We start from the raw sequence: 20,531 nt of genomic DNA, 5'->3' as shown, positions 1-20,531 counted from the left end.
TCGGGCTACAATGACGCATTATTTCATAATGAGAGTAACGCAATGCAAAATTTAGTATCTAAAAAAATCACATTCGGTTTTCTGTTAGCCGGCTTTTATAACTTAACAGGGATTTTAGTACCAACTAAATTCTTTACGGATCAAACTCTTGCGACTATTGACCCTGTGGTATTCTCTTGGTTAGGGCAAGTGGGGATTATTTTATGGGGGCTGGCGTATTTGTCCGTTTCTGCTCGTTATCATCAAGTACCCAAACTGATTTTAGTGTTTTTTATCGAAAAATGGGTGTATGTGGCGGCGTGGGTATATTGGCTGATGAATAACGGCGATGCTTTGGTAAATCTATGGAATGAAAATCTATTTTTAGGTATTTTCTTTGCCATTTATGGGGCAGGCGATTTTTTATTTGCCCTCTTTTTCGGTTATGTGTTCATTAAGACATGTCATCAAACTCAGTAAATTCTACAAAAGGAAAGAATATGAAAGAAAAATTGACCGCACTTTTTCAACCTTACGTCTTAAATAACGGAGTGGAAATCTCGAACCGTCTTGTGGTTGCACCGATGACACATTTTGCCTCAAACCCAGATGGTATATTGGGTGAGCAAGAACAACGCTTTTTAAGCAATCGTGCTGAAAATATCGGCTTGTTTATTACAGCCGCAACCCTTGTGGCAGAGGGTGGGAAAGCCTTTGTCAGGCAACCTGAAGCGATCCACGAAAGTCAATTAGACAGCCTTGCTCGCACAGCAAATTTGCTTAAAGCACAAGGCACAAAGGCGATTTTACAAATTCATCACGGTGGCGATAAATCTATTCCAGCGTTGCTGAATGGTAAGGATATGGTCGCACCAAGCGAAAATGCCGAGGTGGAGGCAAGAGCTTTAACGGAAGCTGAGATTTTGGCGTTGATTGATGCTTTTGGCAACGCCGCAGATTTGGCGCTTCGTGCAGGTTTTGACGGCGTGGAAATTCACGGTGCGAACGGTTATTTGATCCAACAATTCTATTCAGCACAAACTAATCGCCGCACCGATGCGTGGGGTGGTAGCCAAGAAAAACGTATGGCGTTCCCAATGGCAGTTATCGACAAAGTGACGGCAGTACGCCAACGACACAACCGCCCGGATTTCATTATCGGCTACCGTTTCTCGCCAGAGGAACCGGGAGAAAATGGCTTAACAATGGCGGATACTTTTGCGTTAATTGATGCCTTAGTGGAAAAACCGTTGCAATATTTGCACATTTCATTATGGGATTTCTACAAGCAAGCACGCCGTGGTGCAGATACGTCACTCACTCGTATGCAATTAGTTCACGAACGTATTGGCGGCAAATTACCGCTAATTGGCGTAGGCAATTTATTAACGGCTGAGCAAATCTTAGATGCCTACAGCACAGGTTGGGCAGAGTTTATCGCCCTTGGCAAAGCGGTAATGATTAACCCAACTATCGGCACATTATTGGCAGGAGGTAGAGCGGACGAAATTGTCAGCGAGCTTGACCCAACGCAAGCCGATCACTACGGTATTCCTGATATGTTATGGGATATGTGCATCAAAGGCAGCCCGTGGTTACCGCCAGTGGTAGGGCAAGAGTGGAAGCCTGTGGATTTATAGTTTTAATGAACAAATTTGTGGGGCTAATGTGATTAGCCCTTGCACGTTCTCCGTAATTGCTCCGTCATAGGTTAAAATTGCAAATTTTATTGCCAAACCTACCGCTTGAAAAATGGCAATTTTATCTGTACCGCCCTTATCAGACGCTAACCCCGAAAAGAGTGTTGGTGGTGTTTGATGTGTTGGAAAAATTTTTAAAGGAAAAGTTTGGAGAAAGAACGTAAGCGGTCAAATTTAAGAGATATTTTGCATTTGTAAACTGCTCTTAAAATCTCACCGCTTGTTTGTGTCAAGTCATTAACGTGCAATGCTTATCGCATTTGATTTGGTGTTAATCCCCATTCGCCGGCAGAAGATTCACCTTTCACATCGCCAACAAACAGACGGATTTGGGCGCGGAATTTTTCCACGTCTGCACGATTTTCCATAAATTGCTCAAATTGGGCTAAGTTTGCGTTTGGATATTCCCAAATGGCTTTATAGCCTTCAGGTTGTTTTACGTCCGTACGCACAGGCCACATATACCAAACATTTTCTTGGAAATCTTTATCTAATAACCAGCTTAAATAAAGTTTTGCTGCTGCCGGGTGTTTGGCGTCTTTTAAAATCGCCGCACGTTGCGCCCAAGCCACAAAACCTTCTTCGCTCGGTAACACAAATCGGGATTTCGCAGTCGGATCAACTTTTAACATTCCATCGGTTGAGAAAGTCGCCGCATAAGTTCCAGCCTCCACTTCATCTGCTGGTGCTTGTGTGCCACGCACAAAGTGCGGTTCGTTTTTCATTAAATTTTGTAACCAATTCCAACCATATTTATCCACTGCTAATTTATAACCGAACAGCACGGCATCATCATCGTTCGGGTACGTTGAGATAATTTTGCCTTTTAGTTTCGGATTGGTGTAATCGGCAAAGGTGGTTGGCGTTGGAATGTCGCCGAGAGCTGTTTTATTTGAGACGTTGCTAAACGCATCGACAAATACGCCTGTCCAAGCGCCGTCTTTGTCTTTAAACGCAGGGTAAACCTTGTCCCAGCCTAGCGGTTTATACGCCATTAATACGCCTTCCGCTTTCCAACGAGGGTAGTCTTGCAAGGTTTGTAATTGCACCACGTCCGCTTGCAGATTTTTGGTTTCCAGTTGGTAATCAATGCGAGCATCGTGTACTTTGCTGTAATCCACGATGGTTTGCAGTTTCATTTTTGGGAAACGTTTTTCAAAAGCAGCTTTAATGCCGTTTTGTTGTTCAGCGGTGTCACCGCCGGCATACACGACTAAGGTGCCACCTTCTTTAACCGCTGCTTGATAAAGTTCGTCTAAAGAACGGTTTTCAACATCCACCGCAAAGGCAGAAGTGCCGATTAAAGCGGTCGAAATTAGGGTAAGTTTTGCAAATAGTTTCATTGTGTTTTCCTTTTTATCATTAAGTCTTAAAGCCATTCCACTTCGCCTGTTACGACAGTTGCACCAATTTCAAGGTAGGTATCGCCACGTAATTCAGGGTAGGCTGATTTCATTCGTTGAATGAGATCTTGGCTGTTTTTAGCTTGAGCTAATTCTTCTTCTAAACGAAGTAAGTATTGTTTGTTAAATTCAATAACTGTTGGGCAAATTGCGCCTAAAAAGTGCGCTGGGGCAACGGCTTTCGGTTGAAGAGCTGCCATATCGCCTAAAATATCAATCCATTGCTCACGAGATTTTTTGGTTGGGTTGCTGGCAATCCAAAGGTGAATACCTTGGAACAACCAAGCACCGCCAAATAATACTTTGGTTTCTTCCGACCATAAGTAAGTACGCATTGGATCGCGCGCAATGCCTTTAATATCAATGCGATGTTTGCCCACCATAAAATGATCTTCGTGATAAACATCGGGGATCATAAACATTCTCGGCGCATTGTTACGCTCTTTTAAAATCGGTTGCCAGTATTCAATTTTGCCGATTAAGTTGCGTTTAATGCCTTCCACGGTGGTTGGGCGTGCAACGACTTTGGCATTGGGAAACGCGGAGGCAATAATGCTTAAACCGAAGTAGAAATCAGGGTCAAAGTGGCTGATGTAAATGGTTTTCAGTGGTTTGCCAGTGGCTTTAATGGTATCAACAAGATACTGTGCGTCATATTTTTGGAATTGGGCATCGACCAGCATCATTTCATTTTCAGCCTCAATAATGGTGGAAGTGACCGAAAATAAACCGTTCTCTTGTGGGTTAAAGCTATAAATTTTTAATTCGTCTTCAGGTTGGGTTAAATCGTAACGTTTCATTTTTTTCCTCTGTGTAATGAATGAGCGGTATTATATTGAAATAAAAAATAGTAAAAATAGCGTTTTATGAATATAATTGTTACAAAAATTGTAATAATAAGGGTTTAATATGGATCGTATTGAGGCGATGAACATTTTTCTGACAGTGGTTGAAACGGGGAGTTTTACCGCAACAGCAGATCGGTTGGATTTATCTCGTCCAATGGTGACCAGAGCAGTAGCATTGGTGGAAGAGTGGTTTAATGCGCGATTATTGCAACGTACCACACGCCGAGTTTCGCTGACTTCCGCAGGAGAGCGAGCCGTAGCACATTGCCAAAAAATGGTTGATTTAGCGGCTGAAATTGAACAAGACATCTTGGCACAACAAGGGGAGTTGCAAGGCTCACTGCGGATAGCCTCAAATTCATCATTTGGTAGTACCCATTTGTTACTGGCGATCAAAGACTTTTTGCAACGCCACCCCAAATTGAACATTCAATTTCAATTAAGCGATCAGTCGGTCAATTTAATTGATGAACGCATTGATTTGGCTATTCGCTTTACCAACCAGCCCGATCCGAATTTAATCGCTCGCCCTTTAGCGACTTGCCATTCGCTATTGGTTGCTAGCCCTGAATACTTGGCGCAAAAAGGCGTTCCTCAAACACCACAGGATTTGGCGGAACATATCTATTTAGCGCACGCCAATATCAACCGAAAAGAGTGGAAGTTTTACCAAAACGAGCGTGAAATCAGCCTAGAACTCACCAGCCAATTTACCACCAATGACACCGGCGCCTTGTTAAATCTCACCCTCGCAGGCGGCGGCATCGCAATGTTGCCGAAATATCTCTTAAACGAGCATCTAGCCAGCCAACAATTAGTGCCAATTTTAACCGACTGGCAACTCCCAACCTATCAAATTTACGCCCTATATTCCTCTCGCCACAAACTGCCTTTAACCATCCGCACATTGGTGGATTTTTTGGTGGAGAGATTTAATGGGGTGAGTTGGTAGTGGGATGTTAATTTTATAATTGAAAGTTTTGATGTTTTTCACAAAAGTTTTAAGTATGATTGAAACTTTTTTATTTAAAGGTAAAGTATCAGGTATAAATTAAGGAATTTGCTATGAAGAAAGATTTAGTTTATCGCCAAAAATACCTTGAAACGGTGCGTCCGTTTATGGGAAAACGTCTGATAAAAGTGTTCACAGGGCAACGCCGTGTGGGGAAAAGTTATTTGCTGTTTCAGATTATGCAAGAAATTCAGACGGCGGATGAAAATGCTCACATTATTTATATCAACAAAGAAGACTTGGCATTTAGTCACATTACGACTGCTGAAAGCCTGAATGATTTTGTACAAGAGCAGAAAAAGAGCGGTCAAAAAAATTACATTTTTATCGATGAAATTCAAGAAATTACAGATTTTGAACAAGCGTTGCGTTCGCTTTTATTAGATGACGAATTGGATTTGTATTGCACGGGCAGCAATGCCCATTTGCTTTCTCGGGATATTGCAGGCAGCCTGAGTGGGCGAGCCATTGAAATCAATGTCCACTCCCTTTCCTATTTTGAATTTCTTGAATTTATGAAACTGGATGATAGCGATAAGTCGATGTCGCTGTTTTTGAAATACGGCGGTTTGCCTTATTTAAAAGACTTGCCGTTGCAAGACAATATCGTGTTTGAATATCTGCGGAATATCTATTCCACCATTGCCATTCGGGATATTGTGAACCGCTATGCATTGCGAAATGTGCAATTTTTAGAGCAGCTCACGCAATTTTTAGCAAGCAATATCGGCAACCTGTTTTCCGCCAAAAAAATCTCTGATTTTTTAAAATCACAGAAAATTACCACCTCAAGCACACAGGTGCAAAATTATGCGGAATACCTTGCCAACGCTTTTTTAATCCATAAAGTTCCACGCTATGATATTGAAGGAAAACGCATTTTTGAGATTGGCGAAAAATACTATTTTGAAGATTTAGGCTTACGAAACGCCCTGATTGGCTATCGAGTGCAAGACCGTGGCAAACTGCTCGAAAACTGCATATTCAATCATCTTCAAATCGCAGGTTACGATGTCAAAATCGGCGGTTTAAATAGCCAAGAAATTGACTTCGTGGCAGAGAAAAATGGCGAACGTATTTATGTGCAAGCCACACTCACGATTAACGAAGAAAAAACGCTTGAGAGAGAATTTGGCAACCTGCTCAAAATCCAAGACAACTACCCGAAATATGTGGTGACGATGGACGAATTTGACGGTAATACGTTTGAGGGAGTGCAGTGCTTGAGTTTGAGAGAGTTTTTGAGAGACATTTTGTAAAAGATTTTGCGAAAACGACCGCTTGTGGATTTTTGGTGGAGAGGTTTAATGGGGTGAGTTGGTAGTTCTCGTGTTGTTTTATCCAAAACTAGATAAACCTATAAATCACCTTGACAAAACCGATAAAAAGAGCGATAAATAATCCTAAAAAAGGAGTGCTATTTATGCCAAGTATCGTTTTAACCAATACCGTTGCGAGTATTACTGAACTAAAAACCAATCCTATGGCAACATTTAACGCGGCAGGCGGTGAAGCGATTGCCATTTTAAACCGTAATGAACCTGCATTTTATTGTGTTCCTCCACATATTTATGAATATCTCATTGAGTTGGCAGATGATGCCGAGCTGGCAAGAATTGTGGAAGAACGCCAAAATGATGAGTTAGTTGAAGTGAATTTAGAGGATTTACGCCGATGACTTATCGTGTGGTATTCCGGAAAGAGGCTCTTAAAGAGTTTCAGAAGTTGGATAAGGTAATTGCCAATCAATTTTTAGATAAACTTCAAGAACGTATAGAACAGCCGAGAGTACCAAGTGCCAAACTTCGCGGTATGAAAGATTGTTACAAAATCAAATTGAGAAGTTCCGGCTATCGTTTGGTTTATCAAGTGGTTGATGAACAGATTGTTATTCAAGTGGTCGCAGTAGGCAGGCGTGATCGAAGTGATGTCTACCAAAAAGCACAGCTGCGTTTATGATGATAAATGCCATTTAATCAAGGTTGTTTCAAAAACTGAAACAGTGATATTCAAAAATCGCTATTTTTTCTCTTTTTTATTTCAATATAATGCACACATCAACAGCAATCATGCTGAATATATGAATTAACAAAAGGAAAAACCAATGAAAAAATCACTTTTACTTTTAACCGCACTTTTCTCTTCAACCGTTGCTATGGCACAAACTACACCAGAGCAAAATAAAGCGAATGCGTTGGCGTTCTATGAAATGGCGTTCAATCAGCACAAAGTGCAAGAGGCGACCGATAAATATATCGGTAAAGAATACTTGCAGCACAACCCGACCGTGGCGGACGGCGGTCAGGCTTTTGTTGATGCCTTTGCACCGTTTTTAAAAGCGAACCCGAAATCACGCGCAGAGATTAAACGTGTTGTGGCGGACGGCGATTTAGTGATGTTGCACGTTCACAGCAAATTAAACGATGAAGATCGTGGCGAGGCGGTGGTGGATATTTTCCGTTTCGGTGAAAACGGCAAAATCGTAGAACATTGGGACGTAATCCAAGCGGTGCCTGAAAAAACGGAAAGTGGGCGTGGGATGTTTTAATCATTAAACAATAACAAGCGGTGGGATTTTAGGGCGTTTGGCAAAATTTTCTCAAATTCCACCGCTTGTAATCTGCTTATTCACATCTCAACCATTCAATATGCCAATGGTGCATAATTTCGCGAATTAGGGTTAAATAAACAGCAAAATCGACACTTTCGGGCAAACCTTCTGCTTTGGCTGGATAGCCGTTGATGACCCGAGAAAAACGGGTAAAAAGCTGTTCGATTTGTTCTCGTGAAATGACTATGGCATTCTCTTTTGATTGACCAAATCCTAAACGGGCAATTTCGTCTAATGCAGGAATAGCTGAAACAAGGGTTAAATTCTGCATTGGCTTAAACATTTCACTGTATTTTTCCAATTCATTTTCAATAACTAAAATTAACGCTTCGATTTCTTCTTTTGTTGCTGGACTATGCTGAATATCGGCTGCTAATTTTTCACGAGCAAGATTTAAAGCCAAATTCTGTTCATTTAATGTAACGAAAAGTAACCCTGATTGTTCTTGTAAATGCATAAATTGTGTATTCATCTTTCACTCCTTTGTTGTTTTGATTATTTCTTTAATATGAAAGATAGGCAAATTATACAACTGAATTCTCTCTTTAGTTTTACTAAATTCTCTTTGGCTCGAAATAGGTTTATTCTATTTGTACATTAAATCCAAAAGGAATAAAACAATGAAAAAAATGCCCGCACTTTTTGTCGGACACGGTAATCCGATGAATGTGTTAGATCCGCAAAATATCTTTAATCAAGGCTTTCAACAAATCACGGCAACCTTTGAGAAACCGAAGTTGATTTTATGTATTTCCGCCCATTGGTACAGCGCAAAATTGCAAGTGATGGGGGCGGAAAATCCGCCGATGATTTACGATTTCTATGGCTTTCCACCGGAATTAAGCGAGATTGTTTATCCAGCGAAAGGTGATCCTGAGTTTGCTCAACACATTCAAGGGTTACTTGCGCCCGAACAAGTGGAAATCAACCCAACTCGAGGCTTCGATCACGGGGCGTGGGCAGTGTTGAAATATCTCTACCCAGAGGCGGATATTCCCGTGGTTCAGCTCAGTTTGGATCGTACCAAATCCCCACAATGGCATTATGAATTGGCGAAAAAATTACGTCCATTGCGTGAACAAGGCGTGTTGATTTTAGGCAGTGGCGATATTGTGCATAACTTAAGGGCGATCAGCTGGGAACATATCGATCAAGTTGGCGCAGGCTACGATTGGGCGTACCAGTTCAGAGATGAAATCAATCAGGCAATGCGTGAACATAACGATGACGCATTAGTCAATTTTGAACAGTTCGGCGAAAGCGCAACCCTTTCCGTCCCAACACCAGATCATTATTTGCCGTTGCTTTATGTGATGGCACAACGTGATGAAAATGATGAGATTACGTTGTTTAATGACGAACTGATCGCAGGCTCGCTCAGTATGACATCGGTGTTGGTTAAGGAAAGATAGATGTAGGGGCAAATGATATTTGCCCCATAAGATGATTTTGCAAATTCCTTCCAAAATCTGACCGCTTGGAGGGCATAGACTTACGGCAATTTAAATACCCCTTCGCCTACTTCAATGACCTGTCCGCCGACATAAATGGTTTGTTGTTCGTCCAGTTTGAGTGTCAGGCGGTTTGGTCTGCCCATTTGATCGCCTTGATGAACTTGGCGTTCAAGAGGGTATTTATTTTGTGAAAGGAAATAGGCTCCTAAATTTGCGCAGGCGGAACCGGTTCCGCTGTCTTCAAACAAAGCCCCGTTTGCCACATAGAAAAGGCGAGAGAAAATGATCTCGTTTTCTTCACACCAAAGGTAAATCACGGTTCTGTTCTGATCTTGCTCGCAAATGTCGTGAAGTGTCGCAATATCTATCACAATATCATCAAGAGCAGAACGAGCATTCAGTTGCAGTAAGAGCTGTGGCGATCCGCTGTTAAGCCAGTAAGCCGTATCGGCAATTTGTGTTTGATTAAGCCCAGTTGTTTTGGCTAACTGGCTATGGCTGGCGTGGCAAAGTTTAATATCATAGCCTTGAATTGCCAATTCCATTTTTGCATTTTGTCCCGTTAATTTGACCGCTTTTGCCCGAGTATTCAGCACAAATTGCTCAGGCAGTTGGCGTTGTTGCAGTAAAACATAAGCACAACCTAATGTTGGATGTCCTGCTAGCGGCAATTCATAAGCTGGGGTAAAAATGCGTAAATCTGCCTCTGCCGTTTGTGATCTAAAGGCAAAGACCGTTTCGCTTAAATTGAACTGTTTAGCAATTTGTTGCATTTCCTCATCGCTCAATCCGTCCGCTTGAGGGAATACCGCTAATGGATTTCCACCAAAATGTTGTTCGGCAAAAACGTTTACCAGTTTGAAAGGGTAGGTGCGTAGCATAGGTTAATCCTTTTATCGGTTAAAAAATTATTCTCACAACAGAGTAACATTTTGGCGATAAAAAGAAAGCGGTAAGATATTTAGAATATTTTGCAAATGGAAAATTTTGTGCTAAATCCTATGTTTTGCCCCTACCGTTTGCGTAACAACGCTATGATTATTTCAAATTCGCGTTGAAGAATTGTTCAAATTTATCAAACGGAATTTTGTTGAAGTCATCATATAAATCCACGTGATCCGCACCTTCAACCACGACTAATTCTTTCGGTTGGTTGGCGTTTTCATACACCGTTTCAGAGTAGTAACGAGAGTGCGCTTTGTCGCCTGTTACCAATAATAACGGACGGTTATATGATTTAATATTATCCATCAAGTTAAACTCAAAAAATGCCATCGGTGTTGTTGCTGTCCATGCACTGGTTGAGTTGATTGAACGCGGGTGGAAACCACGCGGCGTTTTGTAGTAATCAAAGAAACGTTTCGCCACTTCAGGCGCATCTTCTGGCAAAGCAGTTTCAGGAAATAATGCTGGTGCTGTGATGATATTGCCTTTATCATCAAAGGCTAATTCGTGCCAGCCTTTAGCGAAGGTACCGTTTTCCGCATCTTTCCAACGTTGTTGGCTGATGTGATCGACAATTTTCGCCCGTTGTTCAGGGGTGTAGTAATCTTGGTAACCTTTGCTCATACTGCGAGACATATCGTACATTGCCGTGGTTGCGACCGCTTTAATGCGACTGTCTGCGGTTGCTGCGGTTACGCCCATACCGGTTAAGCCACAAATCGCCAACACACCGATACGATCACGATCCACAAAAGATTGTAAGCCGATAAAATCCACCGCCGCACTAAAATCTTCCGAGAAAATATCCGGTGAAGCGGTATCACGCACTTCGCCACCGCTTTCACCGGTAAATGACGGGTCAAAAGCAAGGGTTACAAAGCCACGTTTAGCCATTTCGTGAGCGTGTAAGCCAGAAGATTGTTCTTTCACTGTGCCGAACGGACCGCTTAACACGATGGCGGGTAATTTGCCTTTGGCATTTTTCGGTACGTATAAATCGGCAGCTAAGGTAATGCCGTAGCGGTTTCTGAAAGTCACTTTGTGGTGTTCTACTTGGTCGCTGAGTTTAAAGGTTTTATCCCATTGTTGTGTTAAGTTTAACGGTGCGACATTTTTTGCCGGGGTAATCGTAATATCTGCCATAGCTGTTCCTGATAATAATGTTGAGCCGAGTAATAATGCGGTAGTAAGGGTTTTGAGTTGAGTTTTTAGTTTCATTGCTTAAGTGATCCTGCATTTCCAGAGTTAAAGGCAAAAGTGCGGTCAATTCTTGGGCGGCTGCTGTAGCGGTGTTTTGGAACATAAAGATCGAAAGCAGCAAGCCGAGTAGTCCTGTTTTTTGCATTGGTTGTTACCTTAAAAAGTCGTTAATCAATCATTTGAATGACTTTGGCAGGAATGCCCGCCACAATCGCATTATCGGGAACATCTTTGCTGACCACCGCACCTGCGGCAACAATGGCATTTTCGCCAACGGTTACCCCCGGTAAAATCGTGGCGTTTGCACCAATCCAGCAGTTTTTCTTTAAGTGAACAGGTTTGAGAATTAAGCCACGGCGTTGTGTGGGGTTAGTCGGGTGATTGACGGTCAAAATGCTGGCTTTCGGACCGATTAGCACCTTATCTTCAATGGTAATACCGCCCAAATCGGTAAACATCACATTGCTGTTAATAAATATCTCTTTGCCAAAGCGAATATGGCTACCAAAATCCGAATACACAGGTAGGCTAATCACGACACTTTCATCAATTTTTTGCCCTGATATTTCGCTAAAAACCGACCGCACTTCTTCGGGGGAATGATAACCGCTGTTGAGTGCTGCTAGTTTTGGCGCATTTTGCTCAACGATACGATGAATTTCTTCAAAAATCGGACTGTCGGCTAAAATCGGTTGGTTAAGGGGAAATGCGTGGATCATTTATTGCTCCTATTTTTTATGGGGTAATTTCACTTTTATGGTACAGACACCGCTTTTGAACCAAACACCACTGGATTGGTTTCAATCATTTTGCGTGACACAATCATCTCTTTGGCACCATTGAGCCACGCTTGAAAATGGGGCGAAGCACGATGTGCCTGATAGGCGGTTTCATCGGCATAGGCTTCTACGACATAAAATTTGTTCGGGTCGGTTTTGTCGGTCATGACATACATTCCCAACACACCTTGCTCGGTATTGACCGATTGGCGAATATTGTGTTTGCCTAATTCAGTGAATTGTTCCACGCTTTCGGGGCGGATTTGCATTTCAAAAATGCGAATAATTGGTTCGGCTTGGGTTGATAAACTCATTGTTAGTCCTAATAAAAAAGCCCATTTTTTCATTGTATTATACCTATAACGAAATTATTTGTAGGGGCAAATCACATTTGCCCCACAAGCTAAAAATTTACCAAGGTTGAGTAGTCGGGCCCAGTGTGAATTCAGAGATATTGGTATCTTCGGGTTGGTTTAACGCAAATGCCACCACGTTTGCTACACGTTCGGCAGGGATTTCGTAAGTGTCATATAAACCACGCATTGCTTCAGCCATTTCAGGGTTAGTAATGCCTGCTACCAATTCGGATTGTACTGCCGCAGGGTAAATGGTTGCGGTGCGAATGTTTGTGCCGGCTTGTGCGCTTTCCATTCGTAAGCCTTCTATAATCGCTTTAACCGCCCATTTCGTGCCGCAATAGACGGCGCAACCCGGGTAAACTTTTAAGCCAGCAACGGAAGAGGTCGCTAAAATATGTCCTGATTTTTGTGCTTCAAAAGTCGGTAACACGGCAGCAATTCCGTTGAGTACACCTTTAATATTCACATCAACCATCGCATTCCAATTATTCGTTTCAAGCGCAGAAAGGGGGGAATTTGGCATCAATCCGGCATTTAAGAAAATCGCATCTACTTTGCCGAAAGCGGATTTGGCTAATGCGACTAAGGCTTGATTGTCTTCCGCTTTGACGACATCGGTAACACGATACACCGCTTCGCCACCGTTGGCTTTAATGTTGTTTACGATGGCTTGTAATTTATCTTCACGGCGTGCGCCCAAAACTAATTTCGCTCCTGCTTGTGCCAATTTATAAGCGGTGGCTTCGCCAATACCGCTACTTGCACCGGTAATAATCACGACTTTGTTTTCAATGTTGTTCATTTTATGCTCCTTGAAATTGTTGAATATTTTCCGCCACCATTGCCGCTTTAAATTCACGGATTTGGTAATCGGCTAAGTTAGGGTAATAAACATCTTCTGCTAGAATACTTTCTAACTGTTCACGGCTTTCTGTCTGGGCAATAATCACACCGGCACGTTCTTTATCTAAATAAGGACCGAGTAATAAAAAGTTGCCTTGTTGGAAATATTTGGCAAACCACGCACGATGTGCGTCAAGTTGTTTAGCTTGTTCTTCTTCGGATAAGGTTGAATTTTTTAATGAAATATCAATTAAATACATTATTTTTCTCCAATTAATTCATTGATGGTTTGAATAAGTTGCTCGGCATATTTACGGGCTGTTTGTTTTTGCTCAGCGATTTTTTCTTCGTTACGCCCCACATAACTCACACCGTTCAAATAGCTGATATTCTGTAAATCTAATTGGCATAACGCCGCAATACTTTCAAAAGGGGCAACTAATTGCGCCATTGTGTGTTTCATCACAGCATCTTCTTGATAAGCCACTTCGGGGGCGCCGGTTGTGATGGAAATCACTAATTTTTTACCGCCTAATTTCGCCGTTGAACCGTGAGCAAAACCGTGTAAAAACACTTCGTCTAGCCATTTTTTCATCAATGCCGGCATTGAATACCAGTAAAACGGAAATTGCCACACAATCACATCGGCATTGAGCAAAGCTTGCTGCTCGGTGCTAACATCAATTTGTTCGGTTGGGTAGAGCGTATCTAATCGGCGAATTTCCACCGAATTTAGACCGCTTGCTAAGCTGTCAATAATGGTTTGGTTGGCGATAGATTGCGATAAATTCGGGTGTCCTGAAATCACTAAAACCTTTTTCATTTTGTTCTCCTGTTGGGTTTTGATGGGTGTATTGTAATGGGAGGTTGATTGCACTACAATCAATAAAAACAGAATAGAGTTTTCTGAAAAAGAGAATAATGCTGAAGGAGTAAAACAATGATCAGACCCGCAAAAACCGAAGATGTGGCACGTATTGCCGAGTTGTTGTATCAAGTTCACGCTGTACACGCTGAAGCTCGTCCTGATATTTTTCAGGCAGGCAAGCGCAAATACAACGATGAAGAAATTGTCGCTTTGTTGGCAGATGAGCAAAAACCGATTTTTGTTTATGAAGACGAAAACGGCACGGTGCAAGGCTATGCGTTTTGTGTATATCAAATTACGCAGGGCATTCCGGCTTTATTTGATCGCAAGGTGTTGTACATTGACGACCTTTGTGTGGACGCTTCGCAACGGGGTAAAAAAATTGGCGAGAAATTGTATCAACACGTGGTGGCATACGCCAAAGAGAACGGTTGCGATAGCGTAACGTTGCACGTTTGGAATGACAATCAAGGGGCATTTCGTTTCTATGAACGTTTAGGGCTTGAGCCACTTAAGACCTTGATGGAACAGAAACTATAACGAAAGAGCGGTCGGATTTTGACAAGATTTTGCAATAGCCAAAGTGATCAAAAATCTGACTGCTTTTTGAAGAAGGAGCAATCCAATGAACAAGCTCGATGCGATTAAATATTTTTGCCTTGCCAGCGAAACGCTGAATTTTCGGGAAACGGCAATGCAGTTGGCGGTTTCGCCTTCGGTAGTCACGCGTGTGATTGCGGAATTGGAACAGGAATTGGGCGAGCAGTTGTTTAAGCGAAACACTCGACAAATTCGCCTGACCAATTTTGGCGAGCAGTTTTTGATTAAGGCAAAACAACTGCTGGCGGACACCGATAATCTGTTCAAACTCGGCAAGCAACAAACGGACGAAATGGCAGGTGTGGTGCGGATTACCTTTCCCCGTTGGCGTGAAAATGACAAAATTCTGGACGAACTTTTGACCGCACTTGCGCCCTATCCGCAGTTGGTGATTGATTGGCGTGAAGATATGACCAAATTTGATGCGGTGGAACATCGCATTGATATTGGCTTGCGTATTGGACCTGAGCCGAACCCGAATTTTATTATCCGTAAAATTGCCGATTTACAAGATTGGATTGTCGCTTCGCCGAAATTACTGGAACGATTGGGAACGCCGAAAGATTTAGATGACTTGCAGCGCAATTTCCCCTTTTCCTTGCCGATCAACGTAGAAACAGGGCGAGCGTGGGATTTAGCGATGAATGACGAGCAAAAACTGCTACCGAGAGAGGTGCTTTTTTACAGCTCCGACCCTGAATGTGAGCTAAAAGCAGTGCTGCGTGGCAACGTGGTGGGCTTTATCAGCGAACTGTTCTGCAAACCATATTTTGAGCGTGGCGAGTTAGTGAAGTTATTTCCTGAATTGCCGATTGATAAATGGCAACTGTATTTATACCGCCCGTATCAAACCATCACATCGCCACGAGTGCTGTTTGTGTTTGACCGCTTAACGGAGATTTTGAAACGGCGGTATGGGTAAAAGTGGAATTATTTCATAAAAGTGTAAAGCGTTTCTTTGTACTTTTACAGCTGTTGGTAAGCATTAAATGTTTGTTGATTTAGCATGTAAGGCTTGAGTAAAAGTAATAAATCAAAGAAATGCTTTAATCGCTCATTTTGTTGGGTTTGAGAATGTAGGATATTCATGCCAATTTCAACTTCTTGCTGTGCAAGTGTTTTAGCCATTTCCGCATATTGCTGAAGAAGTTGATATTCTTGTCCATCACATCGGCTAATGATGGCGAGCATATCTCTTTCTCGTGTCGTAAAAATACCATTTCTTGGATTGATAAGCCCATTTTCAACTAATTCGTTTAATTCAATTTCGGTAATCCCAAATTCATCGCAAAGTTCTGACGGGGTAAAACGTTCGCTTTCTGCGTGAATAATTAAGTGAAGTGAATGGATCAAACTTTTGTAAGGATTTGATAAATCGAAGTCAGGTTGCTCAAAGATTGCTTTTATTTGAGAAATAGAAGCTGAGAAATTTGTTTGCAGATATTTAATGAATTCAATTAATTGAATATTGTTTTCGTCATAGAGATGGAAATTAGGTTTATCTTTATGAGGTTCAGGCAGTAAACCTTCTTTAATGTAATATAAAATCGTAGATTTTGGTGTGTTTGTTAGTGTCGATAATTCATTCATTTTTAGCATGATTTTGCCCTTTCTCAGATAAATTTTTATACATCTTATCTAAATTTAATTTAAAGTGCAAAGTTTAACTATTTACTTTTTATATAAATGAAAGAAAATTCACTTGATTATTAGAAATTTTAATTTGAGCGATAAGTAAAACTATTCTAAAATATTCCCAAATTGTTTTATCACTTAAAATAAATAGAGGTTGAAAATGGCTTTCTCGTTTAAATTGACAAGTGTTGCGGCAATCGCCGTGTGTTTATTTGGCTCAACTATTGCTCAAGCGCATAATGTCTGGCTCGAACGTTCCCCTCTCAATACTAAAATGCCTCATTACCTCATTAAATTCGGTCACGAAACCACAGAACCTTATCCCCTCTCTAAACTAACCTCTGTTAGCCAACTCTTTCACGGCAAAATTAGCCCGCTTTCTCCTGCATTTAATAAAATGGACAACAACAAAGGCGAAGCCGTCATTGCGGTGGAAGGCAACATTGTTTTTATTGAGTTTAACAATGGTATTTGGTCAAAATTGCCGAGCGGTAAATATGTGGAGAAAACCAAAAAAGAAGCGCCAAACGCAGAATTTTCGATGAACCCGATGAAATTGGGCAAGGCGATTTTAAGCTGGGAGGACGGCGAGGCGTTAAAAGCCCATCAACAAGCCTATGAGCTTGTTCCGCAAAGTGAACCTGTGGTCGGTAAACCGCTAGCCATTTTAGTGTTAAAAGATGGGAAGCCGGTTAAAGGGATTAAAGTCGGTTTAGGCGAAGATAAGCCGTTTAATTTAACCGATGAACAAGGCATTGCTTACTTCACACCAACTGTTGGGTTTAATAAAGTATGGGCGGAGTTTGAGGAAAAAGTGGCGGATAATCCGGATTACACCGACCGCACTTATGAATATTTGCTGACGTTTGAGGCGAAATAATGAAACACCTACAAGCGGTCATTTTTTTGCTGTTTTCTACCAATCTGTTTGCCCACGGTATGCATTTATCGGCGCAATATGATGGGCAACAAATCACGGGCAAAGCCTATTATTCCGACCAAACACCGGTAGCAGAAACGTATGTGGAAGCGGTAAAACCAAACGAAACCGAGCCGGTTGTTTACGGCAAAACCGATAAAGAAGGGCGATTCGTTCTGCCTCTCACGCAAGACGGCGTTTTTACCGTGATTGTGGAAGGTATGGAAGGGCATCGTGCCGAGGCACAAGTGCAAAAAATCGTCGCACAAACCAACACAGCGGATATTCAGCTATTGCGTGAAGAGATCGAGCAACTGAAAAACAAAATTTATCTGCGTGATGTGATCGGTGGCATTGGTTACATTCTCGGTTTATTCGGCGTTGTGGCATTGCTAAAAGCCAGAAAAGGAGCGAAGTAATGCACTTGTCTGAAGGCGTGTTACACAGTTCAACCTTGATAATCGGGGCGGTTTGCGCCGTGGTGGGCGTGGCGATTGGCTTAAAGAAGATGAATTATGAACATCTTTCGATTACCGCACTTTTTGCTTCGGCGTTCTTTGTGGCAAGCACCATTCATATTCCGGTTGGGATTGGCAGCGTACATCTGATTTTAAATGGCATTGCTGGATTGTTTTTAGGCTGGGCGGTTTTCCCTGCATTTTTGATTGCTTTGGTGCTGCAAGTGTTGCTCTTTTCCTTCGGTGGTTTTGCGGTGTTAGGTGTGAACCTCTGTATTATGGCGCTTCCTGCATTGGCAGTGCGTTTGTTGGTGTTCCCAATGTTAAGAAAAGCGACCACTCGCAAAGGGTTGATTTTATCGGGCGTGCTGGCTGGCGTGATCGGTGTAGGCGGTTCGGCATTGGTTGCTTCGCTGGTATTAGCCTTTGACGGCGGTAAGGCTTATGGCGATCTTATCGGTTTGTTGCTGGTTTCACACTTGCCTGTGTTTGTGGTCGATAGCCTAGTCAGCGTAGGCGTGATTTTAACCCTCGCCAAAATGATGCCAGAGGCGTTGCAACGATGACGGAAGGCCAAACACGATTTCTTGAACCGCACTACCGCCTCGTTTATGCCTTTATCTTCGGCATTGTGGCAAGCAGTATTCAATCTGCAACATTCTTGCTGATTTTAACCGCTTGTATTGCCGCTTGGGTGTGTTTTTTGCATAGCCATCAACCAAAACATTTGCTCAAACGTTGGCTGAAATTTAATCTTTTCTCCGTCTTGGTTTGGGCAACGTTAAGCTGGAAAATCGGCACCGATGGCGTAGAACTGAATACGCACGGTATCGCTTTAGCGAAGTTGATAACCCTGAGAATGAATTTGATTGTGCTGTCGGTTTGGCTTTTTCTGCACCATGTGACTGACACCATTTTAGTGCAAGCGATCACCAAATTACCGCTACCGAAAAAACTCAAACATCTGTTTATTCTCACGGTGCGTTATATTGCCCTGTTAAGCGAGCTGAACGAGAAAATGGACAGAGCGATGAAAGCGAGGGGATTTCAGCCAAAGTGCAATCTTTATACAATCAAAGTGTATTCACAACGTGTGGCACTTTTGCTTATTCACGCAATGCTAAAAGCGGAAAAGGCAGAAATGGCAATGAAAGCGAGAGGGTTTAGGGTTTAATTTTTCAAAGAGAATATACGTAGGGTGGGCATCCTTGCCCACCGAAAATATCATCGGATATAAATGGTGGGCAAGGATGCCCACCCTACGAAAGAGTAAAACAGGAAAGCAAATCAATGATTTTAAACGTTAAAAACTTAACCCTCTGTCGCAATCAACAAGCGGTCATTTCTGATTTAAATTTTACTATTACCGATCAGCAAAAATTTTTCCTGCAAGGGGAAATCGGTACGGGGAAATCGACATTATTATTGGCGCTTTTGGGGTTTGTGCCGATTCATTCGGGCGAGATTGAACTCTTTGGCACGCTTTGTAAAACCGAAGCGGATTTTGAGCCTTGGCGTGGTACGGTGGGGATTTGTTTCCAAAATGCAGACGATCAATTATTTGGTCCAACGGTATTAGATGACGTAGCGTTCGGTTGCTTAAATCAGGGAAAAAATAAGCAAGAAGCCTACGAGATTGCCCTGAACCAGCTGCAACAACTTGGGATTGAACATCTTAAAGATCGCCCTGTGAATTTGCTCTCCGGCGGCGAAAAAAATTTCACGGCATTGGCTGGTGTGTTGGCAATGCAGCCGAAAATGCTCTTACTTGATGAACCGACCAACGGCTTAGATGCAAAAAATAAAGCAAAATTGACTGCTCTTCTAAAAGCATTGCCGTTGCCGATGCTGATTGCCTCGCACGATCAAGATTTCTGCGACCAATTAGCCGATAAAGTATTACATCTTACAAAACCATAAAAACACAACAGGAAGGTAATATGCAAAAACTCATCAAAGAAACCCTCACGGGGGTAGGGCAGATTTTTCTGCAAGAAAACGGGTTGTCGGGCTTGGTTATCGTGATTGCGATGTTCTTTAGCCATTGGACACTGGGGGTGGCGTGCTTGCTCGGGGCGTTAATCGGGACGCTTACAGCAAAAGCATTAGGCTATCCGTTGGCTCAAATCGATCAAGGCTTATACGGCTTTAACGCCAGCCTTGCGTTTATGTGCGTGATGTTTACCTTTGGCGAAACTGATGCGACTAACCCGTTAATTTGGATTTTAGGCTTGCTCGCAGCCATTATTTCAACGTTAATTATGCGAGCGTTTATGAAACGTAAGCGTGTGGCGTTTACTTTCCCTTTCGTTTTAAGTTGCTGGATTTTTTGCTGGGCGGTGTCGAAATTTGAGCTGTTCGGTTTAACACAAACCACGCCGGCATTAGCGGATTATACCAATACGGTAGATGCGGTACGTTCGCCATTTTATGCGTGGGCGGAAGTGAATTTTGGCTCAAGTGCGGTAACAGGGGCGTTACTTTTCTTAGCGATTGCGATTAGCTCACCCGTTGCCGCAATGTGGGGGATTGCCGCTGCCGCAATAGGTACGGCATTTGCTCATCATTTGTTAGGTGTAGATCAAAATAGCTTGGCAAATGGGATTTATGGCTTCTCGCCGATATTGGTTGCTTGCGCCTTTGCCGGCACGAAATTACGCAATTTTGCCTATGTGATTTTAGGCTCGCTTATGGCGGTGTTCATTCAATTTGGTGTGGCAAAAACCGGTTTGGCAACTTATACCATCGGTTTTATTGTCGCCAGCTGGATTTTATTGTTGGTAAAATCCAAAGTTGATAAAGCGAATTTTGATAAAAACAAATTAGTGAAAATTTTAAATCCATAATGGATTGTAGGGGCTTTCCCTATGAAATATCGGGCGGGCACATCGCCCCGCCCCTACGCAAACAATTTATTG

Annotated in this window: 27 protein-coding genes; 16 read left to right on the top strand and 11 right to left on the bottom strand. The window is 42.4% G+C overall.

Translation table 11 applies throughout. The features are described from left to right. Positions 1-42 precede the first annotated feature (42 nt). On the top strand, positions 43-459 hold the full coding sequence (locus DDU33_RS02840; RefSeq protein WP_108923030.1) for a hypothetical protein: 417 nt from the start codon (positions 43-45) through the stop codon (positions 457-459). Between the two features lie 20 nt (positions 460-479). Next, positions 480-1,619, top strand: coding sequence for an NADH-dependent flavin oxidoreductase (locus tag DDU33_RS02835; RefSeq protein ID WP_244175329.1), 1,140 nt, complete (start codon positions 480-482; stop codon positions 1,617-1,619). A 311-nt stretch (positions 1,620-1,930) separates the two neighbouring features. On the opposite strand, the gene DDU33_RS02825 is transcribed toward DDU33_RS02835, so the two are convergent. Both DDU33_RS02825 and DDU33_RS02820 read right to left on the bottom strand, forming a co-directional pair. Beyond that, positions 1,931-3,022 (bottom strand): ABC transporter substrate-binding protein, encoded by a 1,092-nt coding sequence (locus DDU33_RS02825; RefSeq protein ID WP_108923028.1) that lies wholly within the window; start codon positions 3,020-3,022, stop codon positions 1,931-1,933. A gap of 26 nt (positions 3,023-3,048) precedes the next feature. After that, entirely contained in the window at positions 3,049-3,882 is an 834-nt protein-coding gene (locus DDU33_RS02820) for an MBL fold metallo-hydrolase (RefSeq protein WP_108923026.1), read from the bottom strand. A gap of 109 nt (positions 3,883-3,991) precedes the next feature. Between DDU33_RS02820 and DDU33_RS02815 the strand changes: the two genes are divergently transcribed. The 5 genes from DDU33_RS02815 to DDU33_RS02795 all read left to right on the top strand — a co-directional run bounded on the left by DDU33_RS02815 (position 3,992) and on the right by DDU33_RS02795 (position 7,490). Next, positions 3,992-4,882 carry a LysR family transcriptional regulator gene (locus DDU33_RS02815; protein ID WP_108923024.1) on the top strand — a complete coding sequence of 297 codons (891 nt, stop codon included), beginning with the start codon at positions 3,992-3,994 and terminating at the stop codon, positions 4,880-4,882. Between the two features lie 113 nt (positions 4,883-4,995). Continuing rightward, positions 4,996-6,201 (top strand): ATP-binding protein, encoded by a 1,206-nt coding sequence (locus tag DDU33_RS02810; RefSeq protein WP_108923022.1) that lies wholly within the window; start codon positions 4,996-4,998, stop codon positions 6,199-6,201. 164 nt (positions 6,202-6,365) lie between these two features. Then, the gene (locus DDU33_RS02805; protein WP_108923020.1) at positions 6,366-6,620 is read left to right on the top strand and encodes a type II toxin-antitoxin system Phd/YefM family antitoxin; all 255 of its coding nucleotides are present in this window, start codon (positions 6,366-6,368) and stop codon (positions 6,618-6,620) included. After that, the gene (locus DDU33_RS02800; protein WP_108923018.1) at positions 6,617-6,901 is read left to right on the top strand and encodes a type II toxin-antitoxin system RelE family toxin; all 285 of its coding nucleotides are present in this window, start codon (positions 6,617-6,619) and stop codon (positions 6,899-6,901) included. Before DDU33_RS02805 ends, DDU33_RS02800 begins: the two co-directional genes overlap by 4 nt. Positions 6,902-7,046: 145 nt before the next feature. Beyond that, a complete protein-coding gene (locus tag DDU33_RS02795) occupies positions 7,047-7,490 on the top strand; it encodes a nuclear transport factor 2 family protein (RefSeq protein WP_108923016.1) in 444 nt (147 codons plus the stop codon). A 76-nt stretch (positions 7,491-7,566) separates the two neighbouring features. On the opposite strand, the gene DDU33_RS02790 is transcribed toward DDU33_RS02795, so the two are convergent. Further along, on the bottom strand, positions 7,567-8,025 hold the full coding sequence (locus DDU33_RS02790; RefSeq protein WP_108923013.1) for a hypothetical protein: 459 nt from the start codon (positions 8,023-8,025) through the stop codon (positions 7,567-7,569). Positions 8,026-8,173: 148 nt separating this feature from the next. Between DDU33_RS02790 and ygiD the strand changes: the two genes are divergently transcribed. Further along, entirely contained in the window at positions 8,174-8,965 is a 792-nt protein-coding gene (gene ygiD, locus DDU33_RS02785; RefSeq protein WP_108923011.1) for a 4,5-DOPA-extradiol-dioxygenase, read from the top strand. Positions 8,966-9,045: 80 nt separating this feature from the next. Here ygiD and DDU33_RS02780 read toward each other — a convergent pair whose 3' ends face one another. The 7 genes from DDU33_RS02780 to DDU33_RS02745 all read right to left on the bottom strand — a co-directional run bounded on the left by DDU33_RS02780 (position 9,046) and on the right by DDU33_RS02745 (position 13,956). Next, on the bottom strand, positions 9,046-9,888 hold the full coding sequence (locus DDU33_RS02780; RefSeq protein WP_108923009.1) for a PhzF family phenazine biosynthesis protein: 843 nt from the start codon (positions 9,886-9,888) through the stop codon (positions 9,046-9,048). Positions 9,889-10,045: 157 nt separating this feature from the next. Beyond that, entirely contained in the window at positions 10,046-11,170 is a 1,125-nt protein-coding gene (locus tag DDU33_RS02775; RefSeq protein WP_208620294.1) for an alpha/beta hydrolase, read from the bottom strand. Positions 11,171-11,319: 149 nt separating this feature from the next. Next, complete coding sequence (locus DDU33_RS02765) at positions 11,320-11,871, bottom strand: DapH/DapD/GlmU-related protein (protein WP_108923003.1); 552 nt, start codon at positions 11,869-11,871, stop codon at positions 11,320-11,322. Between the two features lie 35 nt (positions 11,872-11,906). Next, positions 11,907-12,245 (bottom strand): putative quinol monooxygenase, encoded by a 339-nt coding sequence (locus DDU33_RS02760; RefSeq protein ID WP_157951826.1) that lies wholly within the window; start codon positions 12,243-12,245, stop codon positions 11,907-11,909. A 97-nt stretch (positions 12,246-12,342) separates the two neighbouring features. Next, complete coding sequence (locus tag DDU33_RS02755) at positions 12,343-13,092, bottom strand: SDR family oxidoreductase (protein ID WP_108922999.1); 750 nt, start codon at positions 13,090-13,092, stop codon at positions 12,343-12,345. A 1-nt stretch (position 13,093) separates the two neighbouring features. Next, positions 13,094-13,393, bottom strand: coding sequence for a YciI family protein (locus DDU33_RS02750; RefSeq protein WP_005823215.1), 300 nt, complete (start codon positions 13,391-13,393; stop codon positions 13,094-13,096). After that, positions 13,393-13,956 (bottom strand): NAD(P)H-dependent oxidoreductase, encoded by a 564-nt coding sequence (locus DDU33_RS02745; protein ID WP_108922997.1) that lies wholly within the window; start codon positions 13,954-13,956, stop codon positions 13,393-13,395. Before DDU33_RS02745 ends, DDU33_RS02750 begins: the two co-directional genes overlap by 1 nt. Before the next feature lie 117 nt (positions 13,957-14,073). Between DDU33_RS02745 and DDU33_RS02740 the strand changes: the two genes are divergently transcribed. Both DDU33_RS02740 and DDU33_RS02735 read left to right on the top strand, forming a co-directional pair. Continuing rightward, positions 14,074-14,541 carry a GNAT family N-acetyltransferase gene (locus DDU33_RS02740; RefSeq protein WP_108922995.1) on the top strand — a complete coding sequence of 156 codons (468 nt, stop codon included), beginning with the start codon at positions 14,074-14,076 and terminating at the stop codon, positions 14,539-14,541. A gap of 85 nt (positions 14,542-14,626) precedes the next feature. Beyond that, positions 14,627-15,523 carry a LysR family transcriptional regulator gene (locus DDU33_RS02735; RefSeq protein WP_005823208.1) on the top strand — a complete coding sequence of 299 codons (897 nt, stop codon included), beginning with the start codon at positions 14,627-14,629 and terminating at the stop codon, positions 15,521-15,523. A 44-nt stretch (positions 15,524-15,567) separates the two neighbouring features. On the opposite strand, the gene DDU33_RS02730 is transcribed toward DDU33_RS02735, so the two are convergent. Continuing rightward, on the bottom strand, positions 15,568-16,200 hold the full coding sequence (locus DDU33_RS02730) for a MerR family transcriptional regulator (protein ID WP_108922993.1): 633 nt from the start codon (positions 16,198-16,200) through the stop codon (positions 15,568-15,570). 196 nt (positions 16,201-16,396) lie between these two features. Here DDU33_RS02730 and DDU33_RS02725 point away from each other — a divergent pair, with 196 nt between their 5' ends. The 6 genes from DDU33_RS02725 (at position 16,397) to DDU33_RS02700 (ending at position 20,459) form a co-directional block, all read left to right on the top strand. Continuing rightward, a complete protein-coding gene (locus tag DDU33_RS02725; RefSeq protein ID WP_108922991.1) occupies positions 16,397-17,116 on the top strand; it encodes a DUF4198 domain-containing protein in 720 nt (239 codons plus the stop codon). Next, entirely contained in the window at positions 17,116-17,574 is a 459-nt protein-coding gene (locus DDU33_RS02720; protein ID WP_108922989.1) for a carboxypeptidase-like regulatory domain-containing protein, read from the top strand. The genes DDU33_RS02725 and DDU33_RS02720 overlap by 1 nt, the downstream gene beginning before the upstream one ends. Further along, the gene (cbiM, locus tag DDU33_RS02715) at positions 17,574-18,179 is read left to right on the top strand and encodes a cobalt transporter CbiM (RefSeq protein ID WP_108922987.1); all 606 of its coding nucleotides are present in this window, start codon (positions 17,574-17,576) and stop codon (positions 18,177-18,179) included. Before DDU33_RS02720 ends, cbiM begins: the two co-directional genes overlap by 1 nt. Beyond that, the gene (locus tag DDU33_RS02710) at positions 18,176-18,787 is read left to right on the top strand and encodes an energy-coupling factor transporter transmembrane component T family protein (protein ID WP_108922985.1); all 612 of its coding nucleotides are present in this window, start codon (positions 18,176-18,178) and stop codon (positions 18,785-18,787) included. Before cbiM ends, DDU33_RS02710 begins: the two co-directional genes overlap by 4 nt. Positions 18,788-18,903: 116 nt before the next feature. Continuing rightward, positions 18,904-19,533, top strand: coding sequence for an energy-coupling factor ABC transporter ATP-binding protein (locus tag DDU33_RS02705; protein WP_108922983.1), 630 nt, complete (start codon positions 18,904-18,906; stop codon positions 19,531-19,533). Positions 19,534-19,553: 20 nt separating this feature from the next. Next, positions 19,554-20,459: an urea transporter gene (locus tag DDU33_RS02700; protein WP_108922981.1), complete on the top strand. Its 906-nt coding sequence runs from the start codon at positions 19,554-19,556 to the stop codon at positions 20,457-20,459. Positions 20,460-20,531 lie beyond the last annotated feature (72 nt).

The sequence above is a fragment of the Actinobacillus porcitonsillarum genome, from assembly GCF_003101015.1.
Taxonomy (GTDB): domain Bacteria; phylum Pseudomonadota; class Gammaproteobacteria; order Enterobacterales; family Pasteurellaceae; genus Haemophilus_A; species Haemophilus_A porcitonsillarum.
Note: the sequence above shows the minus strand (reverse complement) of the source record. Positions and strands in the feature narration are given on the sequence as shown.